This window comes from Pseudomonas paeninsulae, from assembly GCF_035621475.1.
Lineage (GTDB): Bacteria > Pseudomonadota > Gammaproteobacteria > Pseudomonadales > Pseudomonadaceae > Aquipseudomonas > Aquipseudomonas paeninsulae.
The window spans coordinates 4887128-4907170 of sequence record NZ_CP141799.1; the positions used below are offsets into that span (position 1 = coordinate 4887128).

18 protein-coding genes are annotated in these 20043 nt (G+C 61.3%); 11 read left to right on the top strand and 7 right to left on the bottom strand.

The features are described 5' to 3' along the window. Window positions 1-90: 90 nt before the first annotated feature. Together VCJ09_RS22505 and VCJ09_RS22510 are read right to left on the bottom strand one after the other, a co-directional pair. Complete coding sequence (locus VCJ09_RS22505) at window positions 91-849, bottom strand: ABC transporter substrate-binding protein (protein ID WP_324732234.1); 759 nt, start codon at window positions 847-849, stop codon at window positions 91-93. A gap of 9 nt (window positions 850-858) precedes the next feature. Continuing rightward, the gene (locus VCJ09_RS22510) at window positions 859-1752 is read right to left on the bottom strand and encodes a MurR/RpiR family transcriptional regulator (RefSeq protein ID WP_324732235.1); all 894 of its coding nucleotides are present in this window, start codon (window positions 1750-1752) and stop codon (window positions 859-861) included. 152 nt (window positions 1753-1904) lie between these two features. On the opposite strand from VCJ09_RS22510, the gene VCJ09_RS22515 reads away from it, so the two are divergent. The 6 genes from VCJ09_RS22515 (at window position 1905) to ilvD (ending at window position 9768) form a co-directional block, all read left to right on the top strand. Beyond that, entirely contained in the window at window positions 1905-2933 is a 1029-nt protein-coding gene (locus tag VCJ09_RS22515; RefSeq protein ID WP_324732236.1) for an Ldh family oxidoreductase, read from the top strand. Between the two features lie 341 nt (window positions 2934-3274). Beyond that, window positions 3275-4390, top strand: a complete 1116-nt coding sequence (locus VCJ09_RS22520; protein WP_324732237.1) for an ABC transporter ATP-binding protein — start codon at window positions 3275-3277, stop codon at window positions 4388-4390. A 33-nt stretch (window positions 4391-4423) separates the two neighbouring features. Next, window positions 4424-5497 (top strand): ABC transporter substrate-binding protein, encoded by a 1074-nt coding sequence (locus VCJ09_RS22525; RefSeq protein WP_079203681.1) that lies wholly within the window; start codon window positions 4424-4426, stop codon window positions 5495-5497. A 64-nt stretch (window positions 5498-5561) separates the two neighbouring features. After that, window positions 5562-6794, top strand: a complete 1233-nt coding sequence (locus VCJ09_RS22530; protein WP_324732239.1) for an ABC transporter permease — start codon at window positions 5562-5564, stop codon at window positions 6792-6794. 7 nt (window positions 6795-6801) lie between these two features. Further along, window positions 6802-7656 carry an ABC transporter permease gene (locus tag VCJ09_RS22535; protein WP_324732240.1) on the top strand — a complete coding sequence of 285 codons (855 nt, stop codon included), beginning with the start codon at window positions 6802-6804 and terminating at the stop codon, window positions 7654-7656. 264 nt (window positions 7657-7920) lie between these two features. After that, window positions 7921-9768 (top strand): dihydroxy-acid dehydratase, encoded by a 1848-nt coding sequence (gene ilvD, locus VCJ09_RS22540; protein WP_324732241.1) that lies wholly within the window; start codon window positions 7921-7923, stop codon window positions 9766-9768. Window positions 9769-9822: 54 nt separating this feature from the next. On the opposite strand, the gene VCJ09_RS22545 is transcribed toward ilvD, so the two are convergent. Together VCJ09_RS22545 and VCJ09_RS22550 are read right to left on the bottom strand one after the other, a co-directional pair. Continuing rightward, the gene (locus tag VCJ09_RS22545) at window positions 9823-10470 is read right to left on the bottom strand and encodes a YitT family protein (protein WP_324732242.1); all 648 of its coding nucleotides are present in this window, start codon (window positions 10468-10470) and stop codon (window positions 9823-9825) included. 128 nt (window positions 10471-10598) lie between these two features. Then, complete coding sequence (locus VCJ09_RS22550) at window positions 10599-11123, bottom strand: dihydrofolate reductase (protein ID WP_324732243.1); 525 nt, start codon at window positions 11121-11123, stop codon at window positions 10599-10601. 105 nt (window positions 11124-11228) lie between these two features. Between VCJ09_RS22550 and VCJ09_RS22555 the strand changes: the two genes are divergently transcribed. Together VCJ09_RS22555 and VCJ09_RS22560 are read left to right on the top strand one after the other, a co-directional pair. Beyond that, window positions 11229-12617 (top strand): DUF2868 domain-containing protein, encoded by a 1389-nt coding sequence (locus VCJ09_RS22555; protein ID WP_324732244.1) that lies wholly within the window; start codon window positions 11229-11231, stop codon window positions 12615-12617. A 129-nt stretch (window positions 12618-12746) separates the two neighbouring features. Then, entirely contained in the window at window positions 12747-14120 is a 1374-nt protein-coding gene (locus tag VCJ09_RS22560) for a GTPase/DUF3482 domain-containing protein (RefSeq protein ID WP_324732245.1), read from the top strand. Window positions 14121-14237: 117 nt separating this feature from the next. On the opposite strand, the gene VCJ09_RS22565 is transcribed toward VCJ09_RS22560, so the two are convergent. The 3 genes from VCJ09_RS22565 to VCJ09_RS22575 form a co-directional block, all read right to left on the bottom strand. Beyond that, complete coding sequence (locus VCJ09_RS22565; protein WP_324732246.1) at window positions 14238-14534, bottom strand: LasR-specific antiactivator QslA; 297 nt, start codon at window positions 14532-14534, stop codon at window positions 14238-14240. Beyond that, window positions 14527-14802: a hypothetical protein gene (locus tag VCJ09_RS22570; protein ID WP_324732247.1), complete on the bottom strand. Its 276-nt coding sequence runs from the start codon at window positions 14800-14802 to the stop codon at window positions 14527-14529. Before VCJ09_RS22570 ends, VCJ09_RS22565 begins: the two co-directional genes overlap by 8 nt. Window positions 14803-14927: 125 nt before the next feature. Continuing rightward, window positions 14928-15809: an ATP-binding protein gene (locus tag VCJ09_RS22575; protein WP_324732248.1), complete on the bottom strand. Its 882-nt coding sequence runs from the start codon at window positions 15807-15809 to the stop codon at window positions 14928-14930. Window positions 15810-15925: 116 nt separating this feature from the next. On the opposite strand from VCJ09_RS22575, the gene VCJ09_RS22580 reads away from it, so the two are divergent. The 3 genes from VCJ09_RS22580 to VCJ09_RS22590 all read left to right on the top strand — a co-directional run bounded on the left by VCJ09_RS22580 (window position 15926) and on the right by VCJ09_RS22590 (window position 20041). After that, window positions 15926-16744 carry an AraC family transcriptional regulator gene (locus tag VCJ09_RS22580; RefSeq protein WP_324732249.1) on the top strand — a complete coding sequence of 273 codons (819 nt, stop codon included), beginning with the start codon at window positions 15926-15928 and terminating at the stop codon, window positions 16742-16744. Between the two features lie 466 nt (window positions 16745-17210). Further along, window positions 17211-18599: an amino acid permease gene (locus VCJ09_RS22585; protein ID WP_324732250.1), complete on the top strand. Its 1389-nt coding sequence runs from the start codon at window positions 17211-17213 to the stop codon at window positions 18597-18599. A 59-nt stretch (window positions 18600-18658) separates the two neighbouring features. Beyond that, a complete protein-coding gene (locus VCJ09_RS22590; RefSeq protein WP_324732251.1) occupies window positions 18659-20041 on the top strand; it encodes an NAD(P)/FAD-dependent oxidoreductase in 1383 nt (460 codons plus the stop codon). Window positions 20042-20043 lie beyond the last annotated feature (2 nt).

Sequence of the window (20043 nt, forward strand, 5' to 3'; positions counted from 1 at the left end):
GTCTGAGGCTACTCGCCTGCCTGCGGCCGTCATGGCTGCAGGCAGGCGAGCAACCCCAGGCTCAGGCAAGCGCCTGAGCGCAGCGCTCGATCAATAGATGTCGAAAGCGAAATACTGGCTGACAATCTGCTGATAGGTGCCGTCGGCGCGAATCTCCGCCAGGGCCTTGTTCAAACGCTCACGCAGCGCCTGATCGTCCTTGCGTACGGCGATGGCCACATCGGCATCGCTGCCCTGGATGTCGCCGAGCAGCTTGCAGCAGTCCTTGCCACTCTGCGCCAGCCAGTCGAGCAGCGGGAACTTGTCATGCACCACCGCATCCAGGCGACCGTTGGCCAGATCGTTATTGGCGTTGTCCTGGGTCGGATAGAGCTTGACCTCGGCACCCACCGCGCCATAGACGTCCTCCGCGTAGATCCCCTGGGTGGAGGACGACTGGGCGCCAACGATCTTGCCGGCGAGCGAAGCCGGCGTGGTGTCGGCCAGCGTGGAGTCCTTCGGCACCGCCACGGCGAGGCGGGTACGGTAGTAGCGATCGGTGAAGCCAATCTGCTTCTGCCGTTCCTCGGTCACCACCATAGACGCCACCACGGCATCGTACTTCTTGGCCATCAGGGCCGGGATGATGCCGTCCCAATCCTGCGCGACCAAGGTGCACTCCACCTTCATTTGAGCGCACAGCGCGTTGGCGATATCCACATCGAAGCCATGCAACTCATTGTTCGAGTCGACATAGTTGAAGGGCGGGTAGGCCCCCTCGGTGGCGATACGCAACGGCTCCGCCTGCGCGGCGCCCAGGGCGCCGAAGGTCAATGCGCACGCAGTTGCTAGACCCATGATTCGATTCATGCTTCACCTCTACATTGTTGTTATGGATTTTTTGCTGAATCCCGGCGACGTGGTGTAGCCGACAAACTCGTTATGCAGCGCGGCAGTGGCGTCCAGCCGCGCTTCAACTTCGGGGCCCAGGTTGCGGAACACCTCGTTGACCAGCAGGTGCACCAGCGACAGCATCGCCGCCGTCGACTCCCAGAACAGATTCATCTCGGTGGGCACGCGGAACACCTCATCGGCATGCGCGTCCGCCCATTCGCAGTAGGGATCGGTCACCAGCGTCACCGCGATGCCCGCCTCGCGTGCCTTGCGACACAGCATCTGGGCGTGCTGCGAATAGCGCCGGGCCTCGAACACCAGCAGTGCGGCCTGCCCCGGTTGACTGAGCAGCACTTCGCCAAAATGCCCGGAAGCACCATCGACCAGCTGCACCCCATCGCGCAGGTACTGCAGCAGATGCACGGCCGACACGGCGATGCCGCGCTCGGTCTGAAAACCGGCGACGAATACCCGCGGGGCAGTCGCCAGGCGCCGAGCCACGGCCTGCCACTGGAGGCTGCGGCTATGCTCGTAGACTTGCACCAGTGCCGCGATTTCCTGCTCGAGACTGCGCGAAGCACGCTGCGAATCCTGGTCGCTGTGCTGTCGAAACTCCTTCAGGCGATCGCCGATCAACCAGGGGCTATCGCCCAGGTCATCTTTCAGGTCGTTCTTCAGGGCCTTGAAGTGGCTATAACCCAGGGAACGGCAGAAACGGCCGACCGTGGACTCACTCATGCCCAGTTTGTCCGCGATGGCGGCAGAGGTCTGAAAAGGCAGCTCATGCAGATTGGCCAGCATGTAATGGGCAATCGCACGCCCCGCTGCGGTCGAATGTTCCAGGCTGTGTTCGAGACGCTGCTTGATCGATTGATTCATGAGTGACTCCCGTTCACGATTAAAATGAATGTTTTCTGTCATTACGTCAATGCATGACAGATAACTGGCACAATCAGCTAGTGGCCAGCGCACAGCATGCGCACCAAGGCACGCCTCAACCCGCCGCCCAGAGCATTCCGGAGAAGCCTCCCATGACACCCGACGCCCCGATTGAAACCATAAGCTTTGCCGAACTGAGCGCGCTGCTCGCCGCCATCTTCGAGCGCCACGGCACCTCACCCCAGGTCGCACGCTGCCTGGCTGAAAACTGCGCCAGTGCTCAGCGCGACGGCTCCGACAGCCATGGCATCTTCCGCATTCCCGGCTACCTGTCGAGCCTGGCCAGCGGCTGGGTCGATGGCCAGGCCGAGCCCTTGGTGGAAGACCTGGCACCGGCCTTCGTCAGCGTCGACGCGCGTGGCGGCTTCGCCCAGCCGGCACTGGCCGCCGCCCGATCGCTGCTGGAAGAAAAGGCCAGAACGGCGGGTATCGCCCTGCTGGCCATCCGCAACTCTCACCACTTCGCCGCACTCTGGCCGGATGTCGAGCCGTTCGCCCAGCAAGGCCTGGTCGCCTTGTCCTTCGTCAACAGCTTCGCCTGCGTGGTCCCCCACGGCGGCCATAGCGCGCTGTTCGGCACCAATCCGATCGCCTTCGCCGCGCCGCGCGCACAGGGCCTGCCGCTGGTGTTCGACCTGGCCACCAGTGCCATCGCCAACGGCGACGTGCAGATCGCCGCCCGCGAAGGTAAGCAGCTGCCGCCAGGCTATGGCGTCGACCAGACCGGCCAGCCCACGTGCGATCCAAAGGCCATTCTCGACGGTGGCGCCTTGCTGCCCTTCGGCGGTTACAAAGGATCCGCCCTGTCGATGATGGTCGAACTGTTGGCCGCCGCACTAACCGGAGGACACTTCTCCTTCGAGGTCGACTGGTCTGGCCATCCCGGCGCCCAGACGCCCTGGACCGGACAGTTATTGATCGTCATTGATCCTAGCCATGGCGCAGGCAGCAACTTCGCGGCCCGTACCGAGCAGTTGATTGCCCGCATGCAGACGACAGGACAGCAGCGCCAACCGGGCGACCGCCGTTATCGGCAGCGGGCCGAGGCCACGCTCAACGGTATCCGCCTGCCCGCGGGCGAACTGACCAATTTGCGGCGGCTGGCAAGCGCCGACGCGTAAAGCAGCCTGGCCGGTTCTTTCCTGCAACCAGCGTGAGCACGCGGCTGATTCATGCCCGGTAGTCAAGCCCATTGCACCTGCCGAGTGCGTGTCGGCAGGTACCCCCCTCCCCGTTGCTGTTACCACTTCTCCCACCTAGCTAGCACAAACCCCAAGCTGGGCTAGGCTTAAATACACGCGCAGCGCAGCCGTGCACGGTTATTGCTGACTGGCGTGCTTATTGCTTTTGGTTATTTCCATAACAGCTGCTCGTACCTATAAGTGAGCGAGACGGTTGACTGAAGCAGTCAGGTGAACGCCAAGAGCTGGACGCCTGTTTTGATGGGAAGCTGGGGAGGATTATGGCTGAGCAAGCTGGTGACAAACCGTTTCTACAATTCACCAATGTGAAGAAGACCTACGACCACAAGACTCTGGTGGTCAAGGATTTCAACCTGGAGGTGGCCAAGGGCGAATTCATCACCCTGCTCGGCCCCTCCGGTTCCGGCAAGACCACCTGCCTGATGATGCTCGCCGGTTTCGAGGACGTGACCAGCGGCGAAATTTTGATCAACGGCCGCTCGGTTACCAGCATCGCGCCCTACGCCCGCAACATCGGCATGGTGTTCCAGCAGTACGCCCTGTTTCCGCACATGACCCTGCGCGAAAACCTCGCCTATCCGCTGAAAATTCGCAAACAGCCCAAAGACGAAATCAATGCCAAGGTCGATGAGTACCTGTCACTGGTCGAGCTACTGGATTTCGGCAACCGCTTTCCCGGACAACTGTCCGGCGGCCAGCGCCAACGCGTGGCGCTGGCCCGCGCGCTGATCTTCGCCCCGGATATCGTCCTGATGGATGAGCCACTCGGCGCGCTCGACAAGAAATTGCGCGAACAGATGCAGTTCGAGATCAAGCGCCTGCACGAGCAGCTCGGCTTCACGGTGATCTACGTCACCCATGATCAGACCGAAGCCCTGACCATGAGCGACCGCATCGCCGTGTTCGACAGCGGCATCGTCCAGCAATGTGCCGCGCCCAATGTGCTCTACGAGCGTCCGGCCAACCTGTTCGTCGCCGACTTCATCGGCGAGAGCAACAAGCTCAAGGGCACCATCGAGTCGGTCGGCGGCGACACTGTCGACGTGCGCCTGGAAGATGGCGGCCTGGTCAGCAGCCTGAAGGCCAACTGTTGCGAAGTCGGCCTGCCGACCACCGTCTCGATTCGCCCGGAAAAACTCACCTTCACCGACCGCCTCGGCAATGCCGGCAACCAGGTCAAGGCGCGCTTCGTGACCCGCCACTATGTCGGCGAATACATTCGATACCACTTCAAGACCAGCGATGGGACCGAGCTGGTGGTGAAGAACCTGAACGACAGCTCGGCCCCGCAGTTCAGCAACAAGGACGAGGTCGCCCTGGCCTGGCTGCCCCAGGACAGCCAGGCGCTGGACCGACCAGCCCCTTCGACGACGTAATAACCACACAACTAAAAGCAATGGAGCACAGCAATGGCTAGATCACTGACCACCCGCTTTTCCACATTCGCTTTGGCTGCAGCGTTAGGCACGGCCACCTTCACTGCCAGCGCCGCAGAAAGCCTGACCGTGGTCTCATGGGGCGGCGCCTATGGCGCGGCACAGAAAACCCACATGATCGACCCGTTCCAGAAGGACACGGGGGTCAAGGTACTGTTCGAGGATTACTCAGGCGGTGTCGCCGAGATGAAAGCTCAGGTCGAGTCCGGCAATATTCAGTGGGACGTGGTCGACCTCGAAGTCATCGACCTCGAGCGCGCCTGCTCCGAAGGCCTGCTTGAGGTCATCCCGCAGGACATCCTGCCGCCCGGTGTCGATGGTACCCCCGCGGCACAAGACTTCATCCCCGAAGCCCTGGCCAACGAGTGCGCAGTCGGCAATATCGTCTGGTCGGTGGTGTTCGCCTACAACAAGGACACCATCGGCGGCACCGAGGCAACCTCGATCAATGACTTTTTTGACACCAGCAAAATCCCCGGCAAACGCGCCATGCGCAAACGCCCGCAAGTCAATATGGAGTGGGCGCTGTTGGCCGACGGGGTAGCTCCAGCCGAGGTCTACGAAGTACTGGCCACCCCCGAAGGTCAGCAACGCGCCTTCGACAAGCTGGCCACGATCAAGGACGACGTGGTCTGGTTCGACTCCTGGTCGCAGGCACCCCAGCTACTCAACGACGGCGGGGCGGTACTGGTGCAATCGGCCAATGGCCGCTTCTATGACGCCATCCGCCAGGAAGGTAAGCCCTTCGTCATCGTCTGGGACGGTCACGTCTATGACCTCGATGCCTGGGCGATACTGAAAGGTTCACCGAAGAAAGACCTGGCCTTGAAGTTCATCGCCTACGTCACTCAATCCAAGCCACTGGCCGGCATGTCAGATGTCGCCTACGGCCCGACCCGCAAGTCCTCCGCCCCGATGATGGACCCGGCGGCTGCACCGCACCTGCCGACCGCGCACCTGGATAAAGGCATCCAGGCCGGTTCGGAGTTCTGGGCGGATTACGGCGAGTCGCTCGGCGAGAAATTCAACGAGTGGCTGTTGAAGTAATACCTGCGTGTGCCCCTCTCCCACAGAGAGGGGCACTGCCATCGCGCCGTCGAGGAGTCGCTGCTTGTCATCCCTTACCACCACCGAAGCCGGCCAAGCCGCCAGCGCCCGCAGCAAGAAACGCCTGACCGCCTTTCTTTTCGTGGTGCCGTTGCTGGCCTTCATTCTGCTGACCTTCGTTGCGCCCATCGGTAGCATGCTCTGGCGCAGCGCACACCACCCGGCCGTGGCCGAACTGATCCCGCTGACCCTGGTGGAACTGCAACGCTGGGACGGCAAAACAGTACCCGATGAAACAACCCTGAATATATTTGCCCGCGAGCTGCATGGCCTAGCCAAGGAGCGCCTGTCTGGCAAACTCTCCGAGGAGTTCAACCGCGCCTATACCGGCATGTCCAGCGTGGTCAAATCCACCGCCCGACGCGTCGGCCGGCTCAAAACCGAACAGCTTGAGAGTGAAGGCGCCAAGACCCTGCTGCAGGCGCATCGCAACTGGAGCAAACCCGAGGTCTGGCATGCCATCGAACGCGCGGGCAAGGTTTACACCTACGACTATTACCTGACCGCCCTGGATCTGGAGCTGGATCCGGAGCACGGCATCCAAGTGCGTGAAGACACGCAGATCTACCTGCAGCTGTTCGGCAAGACCCTGAACATGGCACTGGTCATCACCCTGTTCTGCGCCCTGCTCGGTTACCCGCTGGCTTACTACCTGGCCGGCCTGCCGGAAAACCGCGCCAACCTGCTGCTGGTGCTGGTGCTGCTGCCGTTCTGGACCTCCCTGTTGGTGCGCACGACGGCCTGGATCGCCCTGCTGCAGACCAACGGCGTGATCAATTCATTCCTACTCGGCACCGGCCTGATCGATGAGCCCTTCGAGATGCTCTACACCTCGTTCGCCACCATCATCGCCATGACCCATATTCTCCTGCCGTTCATGATCCTGCCGCTGTACAGCGTGATGCGCGGCATCGACCCCAGCTACCTGCGGGCGGCCATGTCACTCGGCGCCAAGCCGATTCCGGCCTTCGCCCGGATCTACTTCCCGATGACCTTGCCGGGCCTGAGCGCCGGCGCGCTGCTGGTGTTCATCATTTCCGTGGGTTACTACATCACCCCGGCGCTAGTCGGCGGCACCGATGGACAGATGATCAGCAACATTATCGCCTTCCACATGCAGCGCTCGAACAACTGGGAACTGGCCGCCGCGCTGGGTTCCTTGCTGCTTGGCCTGATCCTGCTGCTGTACTGGGTGTACGACCGTTTCGTCGGCGCCAGCAATATCAAACTGGGATAAGCAGACTATGAAAACCCCCAGCTACTTTGGCTTCTGGCATCACCTCGGCGCTTGGCTGTTGAAAACCAGTTCCTGGCTGGTGTTGCTGTTTTTGATCATGCCGATCGTGGTGATCATTCCACTGTCCTTCAACGTCGAGCCATTCTTCAGCTTCACCGAAGGCATGCTCACCCTGCAGCCGGAAGCCTATTCGCTACGCTGGTACCGGGAAATCTTCAATGATCCGAAATGGATCCTGGCGATCCAGAACAGCTTCCTGATCGGCATCTGCGCCACCGTGCTCGCCACTGTATTCGGTACTTGCGCCGCCGTTGGCCTGTCCCGTGACGACATGCCTTACCGGCGTTTCATCACCGCTTTGCTGCTGTCGCCGATGATCGTGCCGCTGATCATCACGGCTGCCGGGATGTTCTTCTTCTATTCCAACCTGGGTCTGGCCGGCAGCTACCTGGGGGTGATCCTGGCCCACGCCGCTCTGGGCACGCCCTTCGTGATCATCACCGTGACCGCAACCCTGACCGGTTTCGACTATTCCCTGGCACGCGCCGCGATCAATCTCGGCGCCAGGCCGTTGCGGGTGTTCTTCGACATCATCATGCCGCTGATCCGTCCCGGGGTGATCTCCGGTGCGTTGTTCGCCTTCATCACCTCGTTCGACGAAGTGGTGGTCATCCTGTTCATGGCCGGGCCGCAGCAACGCACCATTCCCCGGCAAATGTTCTCGGGCCTGCGCGAGCAGATCAACCCGAGCATCCTGGCCATCGCCACCCTGCTGATCCTGGTATCCATCGCCCTGCTGGTAACCATCGAGCTGCTGCGCCGCCGCGCCGAGCGCCTGCGGGGCATCGAGTTGATCGAATAACTCGCTCACGCTTTCGCCGCCACACCGCCTGGGATTAGAATCGACGTTCTCCTGCCCCATCCCAGGCGGATTTTTGAGCCCAGCCGAGCCGGCGCCAACCCCGCGCCAGCCTCCGTCCCAGCCCGGCAAATGGTCACTTCCGTTTGCCTTGGGCCTGAAGCCAGCTCAACATACGCACCAACAGCCCGTTGCGCGTACAGCGCCGTCGCCCACGCGATCGCCTCTGAATACGCAGCCTGAACAGCCTTTGCAGGACTTAACGCCATGCCTGATTACCGCTCGAAAACCTCCACCCACGGCCGCAACATGGCCGGCGCCCGCGCCCTCTGGCGTGCCACCGGGATGAAGGACGAGGACTTCAAGAAGCCGATCATCGCCATCGCCAACTCCTTCACCCAGTTCGTGCCCGGCCACGTGCACCTGAAGGACATGGGCCAACTGGTCGCCCGCGAAATCGAACGTGCTGGCGGCGTGGCCAAGGAATTCAACACCATCGCCGTGGATGACGGCATCGCCATGGGTCACGACGGCATGCTCTATTCGCTGCCGAGCCGCGAGATCATTGCCGACTCCGTCGAGTACATGGTCAACGCCCATTGCGCCGACGCCATCGTCTGCATCAGCAACTGCGACAAGATCACCCCCGGCATGCTGATGGCCGCGATGCGCCTGAACATTCCGGTGGTGTTCGTTTCCGGCGGACCGATGGAAGCCGGCAAGACCAAGCTGGCCAGCCACGGCCTGGACCTGGTCGACGCCATGGTGATCGCCGCCGACGACAGTGCCTCGGATGAGACAGTCGCCGAGTATGAACGCAGCGCCTGCCCGACCTGCGGCAGCTGCTCCGGCATGTTCACCGCCAACTCGATGAACTGCCTGATGGAAGCCTTAGGCCTGGCCCTGCCAGGCAACGGTTCGACCCTGGCCACCCACAGCGACCGCGAACAGCTGTTCCTGCAGGCCGGGCGCACCGTGGTCGAGCTGTGCAAACGCTATTACCAGGACAACGATGCCTCGGTGCTGCCGCGCAACGTGGCCAACTTCAAGGCCTTCGAAAACGCCATGACCCTGGACATCGCCATGGGTGGCTCGACCAATACCATCCTGCACCTGCTGGCCGCCGCCCAGGAGGCGGAAATCGACTTCGACCTGCGCGATATCGATCGCCTGTCGCGCAAAGTGCCGCAGCTGTGCAAGGTCGCGCCGAACATCCAGAAGTACCACATGGAAGACGTGCACCGCGCTGGCGGCATCTTCAGCATCCTCGGCTCCCTGGCCCGCGGCGGCCTGCTGCACACCGACCTGCCGACCGTACACAGCAAGACCATGAGCGAGGCCATCGCCAAGTGGGATATCACCCAGACCGACGATGAAGCCGTACACACCTTCTTCAAGGCCGGGCCTGCCGGCATTCCGACCCAGACCGCGTTCAGCCAGAGCACCCGCTGGGACACGGTGGATGACGACCGGGAAAGCGGCTGCATACGCTCGGTGGAGCATGCCTACTCGCAAGAAGGCGGCCTGGCCGTGCTCTACGGCAACATCGCCGTCGACGGCTGCGTGGTGAAGACCGCCGGGGTGGATGAATCCATCCACATCTTCGAAGGCAATGCCAAGATCTTCGAAAGTCAGGACAGCGCCGTGCGCGGCATCCTCAATGACGAAGTCAAGGCAGGCGACATCGTCATCATCCGCTACGAAGGCCCGAAAGGCGGTCCAGGCATGCAGGAAATGCTCTATCCGACCTCGTACCTGAAGTCCAAGGGCCTGGGTAAGGACTGCGCCCTGCTCACCGACGGGCGCTTCTCCGGTGGCACCTCGGGCCTGTCCATCGGTCACGCCTCGCCGGAAGCCGCTGCGGGCGGCGCCATCGGCCTGGTGCGTGAAGGCGACAAGATCCTGATCAACATCCACGAACGTTCGATCAACCTGTTGGTCAGCGACGAGGAAATTGCCCACCGCCGTCACGAACAGGACAAGAAAGGCTGGAAGCCGGTCGAAGCGCGTCCGCGCAAGGTCACCACCGCGCTCAAGGCCTACGCCCTGCTCGCCACCAGCGCCGACAAGGGCGCGGTGCGCGATAAGGCGCTGCTGGACAAACTGGTGCCGTAACGCGTCACGCAGACCAAAAAGCCCGGCCTAGTGCCGGGCTTTTTGTTTCAGGCCCTAGCTCACGCCCATGTAACGGCCGGCGCGGTGATTGATCGCCAATACCATGTTCAGCGCCACCGCGCCGAGGATCGACAGGGCGACCTTGTCCAGCGGCACGATGAACACCGCCGCCAGCACGATCGCCACGTCGATACCCATCTGGATCTTGCCGGCGCGCAGGCCGAAGCGCTCCTGCAAGAACAGCGCGAGGATATTCACCCCACCCAGGCTGGCGCGATGACGGAACAGCATCAACAGCCCCAAGCCCATGGCGAAACCACCGAACAAGGCCGCATAGACCACATTCAGCTGGGCGAAGCCGATCCACTGCGGGGTCAGTTCGGCCAACAGTGACACCAGGCCGACCGCGCAAAAAGTACGCAAGGTGAACTGCCAGCCCATCTGCCAGATGGCCAGGGCATAGAACGGCAGATTGATCAGGAAGAACGACCAGCCGAATGACCAGCCGAGCAGGTACTTGAGCAGGAAGGCTACACCCACGGTACCGCCAGTCAGCAGCCCCGCATGGCCATACAAGGCGATACCCAGCGCGACCATCATGGTGCCCATCAGCAGGGCCAGGGCATCCTCCCACAGTGGGTGACGCATGAAAATCGCGGCAATGGCATCCGCCTGAGGGCTGTCGGAGTCGACTCCACGCATGCTGTATGACCTGTGATTGCTGTTACTGAAGGGCCAAGCATAGCCCTGTCACGCACGCGCCGAATTGGCTGGGGTCAAGAAAGCGGCAGAGCGCGGCACCTCAATTCAGGCGCAGCTGCTCGATACGCTCAACGCCGGGTCCAGGTCTCGAAGGTATAGGCAGGCGATTGTTCCAGAGGCGCAAAGGTCTCGGCGGCCGTGCGCTGCCAGGCGCCAGCGTCGAATTGCGGAAACCAGGCATCGCCCGCCGGGCTCAACTCGACCTGGGTCAGGTACAGCCGCGCGGCCAATGGCAGCGCCTGCATGTAGAGCTGCGCGCCGCCGATCAGCATCAGTTCGTCGACACCCTGCTCGCGCGCCCACTGCTCGGCCCGCACGATGGCCGCCTCGAGCGAGGCGAAGACTTCCGCACCCTCGAACTGCACGCCGGGCTGGCGGCTGACCACCAGGTTGAGCCGCCCCGGCAAGGGCCGGCCGAGCGAGTCCCAGGTCTTGCGACCCATGATGATCGGCTTGCCCAGGGTCAGCGCCTTGAAGTGCTTGAGGTCGGCCGGCAGGTGCCAGGGCAGTTGGTTGTCGCGGCCAATCACACGGTTCTGCGCGAGGGCGGCGATCAGGCAGAGAGGTAGAGAATTTTTCATGGCGGCGAGCATAGCAGAGCAACCGGTGCCCGTGCAGCCGGCCACGGACGGACAAGGTTTAGCCCAACGCGACAGCACAGGTTATGCTCAGACTCGACCTGGCCAACGAGACGCCGCGTGACTGCCGACTCTGTTCCGAACAAACTCCAGCGCCTCTGGCTAAGTGAAGCAATTCGCCTGCGCGAAGAGCACGCCGGCCCGCTCGAAGACCGTGAAGCCAACCGCCGCGCCCAGGCTGGCGGCGGCGATCTGGCCGAACGCATCCAGGCCCGCGCCCTGCTGCTCGCCGAGCGCGACGGCCAGACACAGGCGCTACGCCACTGGCTGCAAGGCGCCCGTCTGGCCTTGGCGGTGCTGCTGGTGCTGGCCCTGCTCAGCGGCATCGGCCTGGCGGTGGCGGCTCTCGGCGACGGCCAGCGCCCGGTCAATGTGTTCTGGGCCCTGGGCAGCCTGCTCGGCCTCAACCTGCTGCTATTGCTCGGCTGGATTCTAAGCCTGCTGCTGGCGCGCGACAGCGCTGGCGCCCTCGGCCGACTGTGGTTGTGGCTCAGCGAAAAACTCGCCCGCGACGCCCAGGCGGCGCAACTGGCACCAGCGTTACTGCTACTGCTGCAACGCCAGCGCCTGAGCCGCTGGGGTCTTGGCATGCTGGCTCACGGTCTGTGGCTGCTGGCCCTGTTGGCGGCACTGCTGAGCCTGCTGGCGCTGCTCGCCACCCGCCGCTACGGCTTTGTCTGGGAAAGCACCATCCTCGGCGGCGAAACCTTTATCGGCCTGACCCAGACCCTGGGTGCGCTGCCAGCGCTGCTCGGTTTCAGCCTGCCGGATGCCGACCTGATTCGCGCCAGCGGCGACAGCGCCTTACTCAGCGAAAGCGCACGCCACAGCTGGGCCGGCTGGCTGTTTGGCGTGCTGCTGGTCTACGGCCTGCTGCCGCGCCTACTGCTGGGATTGTTCTGCCTGTGGCGCTGGCGCCGCGGCTGCACGAGCTTGCGCCTGGACGTCGACTTACCTGGCTACAACCTGCTGCGCGAGCGCCTGCAACCGAGCAGCGAGCGCCTCGGCGTATGCGATGCGGCGCCCGCACAGTTGCCGCAGCCAACCGCCGGCAGCAACGCCCAGGGCAGCCAGGGTGCAGTGCTGGTCGCCATCGAATTGGACGAGCGGCGCCCGTGGCCACCGGTATTACCCAAGACCATCAGCGACGCTGGGATGATCGACAGCCGCGAACAGCGCCAGCGCCTGCTCGAACAACTCACCCGCTTCCCTCCGGCGCGTCTGGCGATTGCCTGCGACCCGCGCCGCTCGCCGGATCGCGGCAGCCTGGCGCTACTCGGCGAACTGGCCCGCACGGCAGCCGCCACGCGCATCTGGCTGCTGCCGGCACAACCCGGCGAAGCCCTGGACAGCGAGCGCCTCGGCGACTGGCACAGCGCCCTGGACCAGTTGCATCTGGCGCACAGTGACAGTGCCCCGCTGAACTGGCTGGAGACGGGCCATGACTGACATCGACCAAGGCGTAGCCCGGAGGCAATCCGGGAGCTTTATCCCGCCCGGCAACCCTCCCCGGATTGCATCCGGGCTACCAGAGCGACGCAGACCTTGCGCATGCACATGGCAACTACGGGGGCGACGATGAACCACCCGCTCAAGCTGGCCGTGGTCGGTCACACCAATGTCGGCAAGACCTCGCTGCTGCGCACCCTGACCCGCGATGTCGGCTTCGGCGAGGTCTCACATCGCCCCAGCACCACCCGCCATGTCGAGGGTGTACGACTGTCGGTGGACGGCCTGGCGCTGTTGGAGCTGTACGACACCCCCGGCCTGGAAGACGCCATCGCCCTGCTCGACTATCTGGAACGTCTGGACCGCCCCGGCGAACGCCTGGACGGCCCCGCCCGGCTGGCGCGCTTTCTCGATGGCAGCGAAGCGCGCCAGCGTTTCGAACAGGAGGCCAAGGTGCTGCGCCAGTTGCTCGCCTCCGACGCCGGCCTGTATGTGATCGACGCCCGCGAACCGGTACTGGCCAAGTACCGCGACGAACTGGCGATACTCACCATGTGCGGCCGGCCCTTGCTGCCAGTGCTGAACTTCGTCGCCGGCCGCCAGCACCGCGAAGACGACTGGCGCGAGGCACTGGCCCGCCTTGGCCTGCATGCGCGGGTCGCCTTCGACAGCGTGACGCCGCCGCTGGATGGCGAACGCCGCCTCTACGAGAGCCTGGCCCTGCTGCAGGAAAAAGCCCGGCCACAACTGCAACGGCTGATCGACGACCACGAGGCGCAGCGCCAGGCCCGCCGTCACAACGGCACCCGCCTGATCGCCGAACTGCTGCTCGATTGCGCCGCCTGCCGGCGTAGCGTGGCGGCCCAGCCAACCCTGGAACAGGGCGCGATCCGCGAACTGCGCGAAACCATCCGCCAGCGCGAGCAGCGTTGCGTCGAGGCGCTGCTGCGGCTTTACGCCTTCCGCCAGGACGACGCCAAGGCCGAAGTAGTGCCATTGCTCGACGGCCGCTGGGGTGACGACCTGTTCAACCCGGAAACCCTCAAGCAGCTCGGGGTCAAGGTCGGCGGCGGCATGGCCGCTGGCGCCGCCACCGGAGTCGGCATCGACCTGCTGGTCGGCGGCGTCACCCTCGGCGCCGCGGCCGTCCTCGGCGCCCTGATCGGCGGCAGCGCGCAGACCCTGCGCGGCTACGGTTCCCGCCTGAAAGGCAAGCTCAAGGGCCAGCGCGAACTGACCGTGGACGACGCCGTGCTGCGCCTGCTCGCCCTGCGCCAACAATTACTGCTGCAAACCCTGGAAGCCCGCGGCCATGCGGCGGTGCAGGCCATCACGCTGCCCGCACCGCAAGAGGCGCTATGGCGCGAGAGCAAACTGCCCGACGCCCTGCACAAGGCGCGCGCCCATCCCGAATGGTCGTCGCTCAATCCCGGCGCCCGCCTGCAACAGGCAGAACGTCAGGATCAGGTCGAGGTGCTGAGCGCGACGTTGTCGGCGTCGTAGCCGGATAGAAGCCGGGGTTCAATGCTGTCCAGGTAATAGGACGAGCCGGATCACGCAAATGGTTCACACAGAATTGGACAGGACGGGCTCGCCCAACGGCCAGACCGCCCTGCTGGGTTACAACAGCAAACTGGTCCGCCGGACCTGGTGATTACCATCGAACGGCGAGCACAAGCGCTGGTGCACCCGGCTGAGGAAACCGACCTCGAAGGCGCGGCGCTGCACCCCAGCGGGCAAGATATCGCGCTCGATAATCATGTTGGCCCACAGCCAGCCGGTGTCGTTGTTGCTCAGCCAGGTCTGGGCGCAGGCCACGCCCTTGTCGAAAGCCTGCTCGCAATCCACCGACCACTTGATCACCGCGCTGCGCTGACCGTCATCGCTGGCCAGGTAGCTGGTAAAGGGCTTATTCATCGCCAGCCCTCCCGTGTGACTGCGCCAGCGAACTGCGGTACAGCACCACCACATCGTTAAGCATCTCGCGGGCGTTCTGGCAGAGCTCGTGCAAATCCGTTGCGGCGGCCGTAGCCGCTCCCGAGCGAGCCAGAATGTTGAACAGCTTGTGCAGCATCGCCACACGCAACTCGGCCTCAGCCTGAAAATGGCAGACAGTTGCAGCGCTGCAGTCGAGCGGCTCAACACGTTTCGGGAAGGGGATAACAGTAGGGCTGGATCTAGTCATGACGCACCTCCAGGATGGAGATAGACGACACCCGTTCTCCAGCAAAACCGGACAAATCTGATTTGTCGCACAACTCAGTGTTTATGCGACAAATCTGGTTTGAAGAGACAGACAACTATCCTTGTTCAAGCGTGTGAATTGTTCGCAAAGCTTTTCGCGAACTGAGCTGCTATACGGCCTGATTTTGAACCCCGTTGGGTTGCCCAGCGTACCGCATGCATATGCGCCTCTTCGAATCGAGATTCAGGTACATCGTAAGTAGCAAGCCACTGATTCACCGCTTCAAGATACTCGTCCGGGGAAAAAGCATAAAACGATATCCAGAGACCAAAACGATCCGACAACGAAACTTTTTCTTCTACCTCTTCCCCGGGATTCAAAGCACCGTTTTCACCGCGTGTGACGTGATGGTTGTCAGATATCTTGGACGCCATGAGGTGACGCCGATTGGATGTTGCGTAAATCAAAACATTATCGCTTTGCGAAGCGATAGTGCCGTCCAACGTTGTTTTCAAACTTTTGTAGCCGATATCTCCTTCTTCAAAGGAGAGGTCGTCACAGACAATGATGAACTTTTGAGGTCGATCCGCCAGCAGCCCAATAACCTGTGGCAAATCCGCCAAGTGATCTTTGTCAATTTCGACAAGACGCAGGCCATTAGCATGGAATCGCTGCAGACAGGCCTTGACCAACGATGATTTACCCGTCCCTCGGGCGCCTGTCAGTAATACGTTGTTGGCAGGAAGCCCTTTGACGAAGCAATGGGTATTGTGCTCAATCAACCTTTTCTGGCGATCAATATTCTTGAGCTGATCGAAGCTCATCAGCGCAGGTCTGGGGATGGGCACCAGCCTGCCCTGGCCAACTCCGTTGACTGACCTATATTGCCACGCATAGGCGAGAGCGTCGGAAAACGTGTCCTCACTAAAAACTCGGGGATAGGCGCGTTCCAGACTGTCTGCGATTCTTGTAAGTTGATGTACGAGCTGAGCTTGAATATTTTCCACGACGGGCGGCCTAGAACGTTTTGGATTGGGCAATTACTGCCATTGATAGCGCTATGATAAAAGCATCCCGAATGGGTGTCTCACGACAGATGGGCCGCCATGTGCGAAAAATGGACATGCATAAAGAAGAAACGACAGATAAAAGTATCGTAACCAGCCAGTACCCTCCTCGAACCGTATTCACTTCGTTCGCTGACGGTCACTGGGTACCCAGTCATAGTCACGATCAAGCCCAGCTGCTATACGCGATTGAAGGGGTATTGGTGATTGGTACTGTCACTGGCCGGTGGGTACTGCCGAGCAACCGCGCGTTATGGATCCCTCCCAATACCGAACACTGGACACGAATGGTCGGGGCGGTTCAGCTTCGCAGCCTTTATCTGCAGCACCTCCAGGCGCCCCGAATGCCTGATCACTGCTGTGTCGTTGAAGTATCACCTTTGTTACGTGAACTGATCCTTTCAGCGCTGGCCATTCGCGAACCATTCTCGGCGGATACCCGTAATGAATGGATCATGAAGCTACTAGTCGACGAGCTTGACTGCACCCCGCTGCATGCCATGCATTTGCCGGTACCTAATCATCCGAAGCTTGCTCATGTATGTAATCTGCTAATCAAGTCGCCCCACCTAGATCTTGCCGAATGTGCTGCGCTATTAGCCGTCAACCCAAAGACGCTGCGAAGATGGTTTATGGATGATCTCGGAATGACCTTCGGGAAATGGCGACGGCAGGCCAGATTACAATTAGCGCTTGAATACTTGGCTAAAGGCGAGAGCGTGCTTGGTGTCGCGATCGCTACTGGATATGCCAACCACAGTGCCTTTAGCGCGATGTTCCGCAACGAGCTGGGCGTGTCGCCTGTCGAATTCGTTACACATCGTCGTCGAGCAGATCAGCTTGCAACGGGCAGGCCTGCGGCTCACTTATCATAAATCCCGTTATTAGCAGTCTCGTCCGCTTACCTTGGTTCGGCAGTGTCGCGGCGGGATCGAATCAATAGGGATGTACATCCCTTAACTGTTTGCCAGGCAAAGGTCTGCCGTCTTCGGCCGGCTGGTCTGAGTCGAAACGGTGCTTCCTACCCAACAATCCCTCTTGTTCCAAGGGTGGTGGTTGTGGGTCGCCGCAGTGCTTGCCGACCCATAGCTGCCGTTAGTTGAGGGCAGTGACCGGCCAGAAATAGACAGCCGTAATACCTACCAATACGTCGCAATTCAGTTGTGATCCTTCGCTGGCGAGTGGTGGCGAATCACGGCCGTTTCCCCGTGTCTGTGTCATTCATACATTTGTACAGGTGCACAGCACGTCGCATGGATTTTGACGATGTTCAGCCCCGTCTGATCTGCATAACCTTCTGAACAGGCTCCGTTGATCACTAACAATAAAAGGAGATGACCAATGCCTATTCAGACCGAGCACGATCCGCGGTTGAAACGCACACTAAAGACGCGACACATCAGTATGTTGGCACTGGGCGGCGTCATAGGCGCTGGGCTTTTCGTAGGCTCTAGCGCTGTTATCGCATCAACCGGCCCGGGGGCTTTTATTACCTATGCGATCACCGGTCTCATCGTTGCACTGGTGATGCGAATGCTGGGTGAAATGGCGGCTGCGCACCCCTCAAAAGGCTCGTTTGTCGATTATGCCCGCATGGCCTTCGGGCGCCCTGCCGGTTACATGACGGGTTGGCTCTACTGGTATTTCTGGGTCATCGTGGTTGGCTTCGAAGCGGTGGTCGGCGGTCAGATCATCAATGGTTGGCTACCGGATATTCCGGTTTGGGTCATCGCGCTTGGCCTGATGATCAGCATGACCTTATTAAACTTGATGTCGGTTCACTCCTTCGGGGAGGCCGAGTACTGGTTTGCCGGTATCAAGGTGGTGGCCATCATCGCCTTCCTGGTCGTGGTAGGCGCCTATGTCTTCCAACTCTGGCCAGGTTCGACCGCAAGCTTCAGTAACCTTACCGAGCATGGCGGCTTCCTGCCTCACGGCGTCTCATCATTGTTTACCGGTGTGGTAGTCGTGATCTTCTCTATGACGGGTGTTGAAGTCGCAACCCTCGCTGCGGCGGAGTCCGAAGACCCTTCACGAAACATTCGTAAGGCCGTCAATACGGTGATGGTTCGTATCCTGGTGTTTTTTGTCCTGGCGACCTTCTTCATCGTAGTAGCGCAACCATGGACTGACATCGTTCCAGGTAAATCGCCCTTTGTGACTACGCTTGAGCACATCGGTATTCCGGGTGCCGGCACCATGCTGACTGCGGTGATTTTGGTGGCGGTGCTGTCAGTGTTGAATGCGGGTCTATACATCTCGTCTCGACTGCTGTTCGTGCTGGCCTCCAATGATGAGGCACCACGCGGGCTGGCCTCTGTAAGCCGCAATGGTGTGCCTGTGCGCGGAGTCATCGCCTCGACACTGGTGGGGTATGGGTGTGTCGTGATAGCGGCGATTTGGCCCGATACGGTGTTTCAGTTCCTCATCAATTCGTCCGGCACGGTGTTCCTTTTCGTCTACCTGATGATCTGTCTGTCGCAAATCAAGTTGCGTCGCAAATGGGTGGCTGAGGGGTCGCTGAAGTTCGCGATGTGGGGCCATCCATGGCTGCCACTGATGGTCGCCGCTTCGATCGTGGCTGTCTTAGTCAGCATGGCCTTCGATCCCACCATGCAGATCAGTCTTCTGCAATGCGTCCTCGCTATTGCCGCCATTGCCGCCTCATACGTGCTCATGCGGCTATCCCGTACCCGTGTTGAGGACGCGCTGCCGGCGAGAGTCATCTAGCAGACCCAACCATACAAGAGCACACCCATATCCAGGGCCGTCATTGGGAAGCCAACTACATGTCAGCAAAGATCGAATTAAGTCAGTTACCCAACAAACCTCTGTGGTTTGAGCAGGACTCGCCTCGCGAACGTTTGGACGGCGCAACACAAGCCGATGTGACCATCATCGGTGCCGGGTACACGGGGCTCTGGACGGCCTACTACCTGCTCAAGAGTGATCCTTCGCTGCGCGTGGTGCTTCTCGAGAAACATCAAGTTGGTTTTGGCGCCTCCGGACGAAACGGTGGTTGGGCTTCGGCGATATTCCCGATTTCCCTTCCTCGGGTTGCGGAGATGTACTCCCATGACGCCGCCTTGAATTTGCAGTTGGCCATGAACGATACGGTTGATGAAATCGGTCGCGTTTTGGCCTTGGAGGGCGTCGACGCGGATTACTCGAAGCAGGGCTTCCTCTCGTTGGCCCGTAGCGCTCCGCAAATGGCCCGGGCCCGTACAGCGGTCGAGGCCTCTGTGCGCTTCGGCTTGCCGAACCAATGGCAGATTCTCGATGCTGCACAAGCCGGTGCCAAGGTCGGGGCACAGTGCACGCTGGGTGGTCTCTACACTGAGCACTGCGCGCTCATCCATCCAGGCAAGCTGGTCCGTGGCTTGGCACGGTTGGTCGAGCAAATGGGTGCGAAAATTCATGAGCACTCTGCCGTCACCGAGTTTGTATCCGGTAGCGTGCGCACAGAACAGGGTTCGGTTACGACCAAGTTCACGGTGCGCGCCACCGAGGCATTCACCTCGCAGCAACCGGGGCATTCACGCTTCGTTATCCCGCTGTATTCGTTGGTGCTGGCCACCGAACCACTGCCGCGAGACCTGCTTGCCAAGCTCAATCTTGACCACCGCATGGCGTTCAATGACATGCGTCATCTGCGCGTCTATGGGCAGGTCACGGCCGAGGGGCGGCTGGTATTTGGCGGTAGGGGTGCGCCCTATCACTGGGGCTCACGAATATCCGACGACGCCGATCTGGTGGACAACATTCACGCCAAGATCCACGAGACCCTGATCGAATTTTTCCCGGATCTGGCCGACACGCGCATCACCCATCGTTGGGGTGGTGCGCTGGGTGTTTCCCGTGACTGGTGCCCCACGGTGAGTTTCGATCGGAAAAACCGACTGGCCTGGGCTGGCAACTACGTCGGCGACGGCGTTGCCACCAGCAATTTGGCGGGTCGCATTCTGCGCAACCTGATCCTTGAGCAAGACGAGGACATCAACGCCCTGCCCTTGGTCAATCACTGCTCCCCGTCCTGGGAGCGCGAGCCGCTGCGCTGGCTGGGTATAAACAGCGGGCTAGCTGCGGCCTCGCTCAGCGATATCGAAGAGCGCATTACCCATCGGCCATCTCGCACTGCGATGTTGCTGGAAAAGTTAACAGGTGCACATTAATA